Source organism: Moorena sp. SIO2C4 (genome assembly GCF_010672485.1).
Taxonomy (GTDB): domain Bacteria; phylum Cyanobacteriota; class Cyanobacteriia; order Cyanobacteriales; family Coleofasciculaceae; genus Moorena; species Moorena producens.
The window spans coordinates 1-2,805 of the sequence record NZ_JAAHGN010001004.1; the positions used below are offsets into that span (position 1 = coordinate 1).

At 43.8% G+C, this 2,805-nt stretch carries 2 protein-coding genes; one reads left to right on the forward strand and one right to left on the reverse strand.

Annotated features, from left to right (window positions below):
- Positions 1-929: ATP-binding response regulator (locus tag F6K20_RS32775; protein WP_287297551.1), on the forward strand; the 929-nt coding region annotated here is incomplete at its 5' end.
- A 176-nt stretch (positions 930-1,105) separates the two neighbouring features.
- On the opposite strand, the gene F6K20_RS32780 is transcribed toward F6K20_RS32775, so the two are convergent.
- Positions 1,106-1,642 (reverse strand): hypothetical protein, encoded by a 537-nt coding sequence (locus tag F6K20_RS32780; protein ID WP_008181158.1) that lies wholly within the window; start codon positions 1,640-1,642, stop codon positions 1,106-1,108.
- Positions 1,643-2,805 lie beyond the last annotated feature (1,163 nt).

The following is a 2,805-nucleotide window of genomic DNA, read 5'->3' on the forward strand; positions in this document are numbered from 1 at the left end:
TCTTTACCCTATCGGTAGCACGCATCCTTTTAGTGGAAAGTAACGGTATGCTCTTGGCATTTCCCATCGACGTGATTCAAGAGATGCTGATGCTGAAATCCCAGCAAATCTTAAACACCCTAGGCAACGAAGTCATAAACTGGCAAGGGAAAATGGTGTCCCTGATTCGCCTGAAAAAGTGGCTGAAATTTTACTGTCGCCGTCGGGTCACCACCCTAGAAGAAACCCCGAGCATTAACGAACCTACTATTCTAATTATCAATCAAGCCGAGCAATTAATCGGCCTGTGTGTAGACCGCTCCTGGGGAGAGCGAGAAGTTACCGTGCGTCAAGTAGAAGGAACCCTAGGGTTACCTGATGGATTTAGCGGCTGTACCATTCTCGGCAACGGTCGAGTGGTTCCCCTGGTAGACGCCAATGCCATGGTACGCTGGATAATCAGTTGTCAGCGCACCAGTAACCTAGAGAGTTTATCAACACAACATTGCTCCACCTCAAAGGGATTTGTGGAGCAACAACCTCCCTCGCTCGGGATACAACCAAGTACCAAAGACACTATCTTAATCATTGACGACTCGATTAACGTGCGCCGGATGTTGGCATTGGGGTTAGAAAAAGCTGGGTATATTGTAGAACATGCCAAAGATGGTCAGGATGGGATAGAAAAACTGCTTCGGGGATTAGAGGTGAAAGCCATTATTTGTGACATCGAAATGCCCCGGCTGGATGGCTACGGCTTTTTAACTCGGGTCAAAGAAGAGCCGAGCTTAAAGACCTTACCCATTATTATGCTCACCTCCCGGAGTGGTTCTAAACATCGGAAACTAGCCATGACTTTAGGCGCATCTGCCTATTTTTCTAAGCCTTACAATGAGCGGGATTTATTGAAAACTTTAAATGAAATGATTGTAGAAGACGTATTGATTTAATATTGCTGGTCAGATCATGTCCGGTTGACTACTTATCATTTTTAGTTGTTCGTCAATTAATAATTAACGATTAATAATTAACGATTTACCTAAAGACGAAGTGATTAACCGGACTCGACTCCATCGCTTATTTCGTCAAAGTTTCAGCGTTAACGAGGGTGCTATTGAGATCAGACTTAAAAAATAACTCTTCCTAGCTCAACTCCACCAAACTCGACGATATTGCTTGAGCTTCTCCGAACCAGGGAAGTCTGCACATAGTAGTAGTAATTGAAATGGTCAAAGGTATGACCTGATTCACTACTGGTTGAACTTCCCTGGAAGGTATAAGCAGTTTCGCTTCTGGTATCCGAATTAAAAACTAATCCAGAGACAGTATTAACAGCACCATCACGCTTTCTAATGCGTCGTAGTGCTGCTGTGACACGAGCATTCGTACTTCTTCCCGTCGAATCACGGTAGGAAACACTAATGTTGTTGGCACTTTTAACATTAACAGACACTGGACAAATGACAGTAATTGAACCGGTTTTTCCTGGTTTGAACTTAATCCGTCCCGCCGTGATCAGATAAAGGTCTTGTTGTATAGCAGAATCAATGGGAACACATCCTGCTCCATCCATCACCCAATCAGGAACCTGAGCCAGGGCTTTACTCGCACCAAATATTGTAGTCTGGGCCAATAAAGCTCCGATTAATAGTGCTTTTTTCATGTTTATTTCCTCATCACAACTTGCTCAAGTCAATCTGGGATGCACCTATATAGTTATCACCCAAGTCTTTCCTTTTTACGCAAGAGGATAAATTTCACCTAGAGCAGGGGTGGAGGAATCAGAAAACTCACCCCCCATCCTCTCATACCTGATTAGATATACAGATATAGCAGAAGTCAGAAGTCAGAAGTCATTTGTCAGAAGTTAAACTCAAGCCAAACTGTAGTTTGAGACTTTTGTCATGTCCTAATTACCCTGGCGACTGCTATATATACAGAGTATGCGATCGCATTCGCTAGTTTTGCGTTGTTTATTTTGCGTTGTTTATTTTGCGTTGTTTGTTTTGCGTTGTTTGTTTTGCGTTGTTTTTGAATGAGTACACACAGCTTTTGAGATATCCTGCATCGATCCCTTTCCCCAAAAAAAAATAAGAGAGCCGTCTTCAAGCTCTCTTGATCATCAGGGTGCATCTACCAAAAAATCCGGGAACGTGAGAGCCTCCCTTTTTTAAAGGGAGGATGAAACGGTTAGAAGTTACCGTAAGGATAGGGTCGCCTTATTACAAAAAATTTAACCCTTTTATGCAAGAGAGATTGGCCGTAGGCCACGCGGGGCGCGTTCACCCATAAAGGCGACCCTATCTATCGGTTTCGTCTCCGGACGCGACGGGTTTTAACCCGCCGTATCCGTTAACTTGGGTTCGGGTAGTCTGGCTATTAAGCTTGAGATCAATTCAGACTGAGTCATTCCGGAGACGAAACCGTAAGAGTGGGTCGCCTGGCTACCCTCTTCAAGGCGCGCGTCTGTGCCCTCTCTTACGGTAACTTCAAGCCGCGCCGTTCGGCCTCTTGTTTTAGTTGTCGTTTCTCGAAGCTAGTAATCCTAATCATTAGTCTTTCGGTTTTCATTTAGTCAAGTCATTGAGGCAGAAATCTGCTAAGATTATAGTAATAAACAAGTATTACGTCTTACCTTGACTCCGACAGCCTCTAAAAAAAATGGTGAAAAACCCAAATGATGGAAACCGTCAAAAAAAAGAGGTATGACGTGAAATTGCTAGGCAATTGATGCCAAAAAGTAGCCACACAGTTAGATTAAATTCTGACCAAGGTGGGTAGGGGAGTTTGACACTCCCACATCGGTTTATACCGAACAAGAAGTGA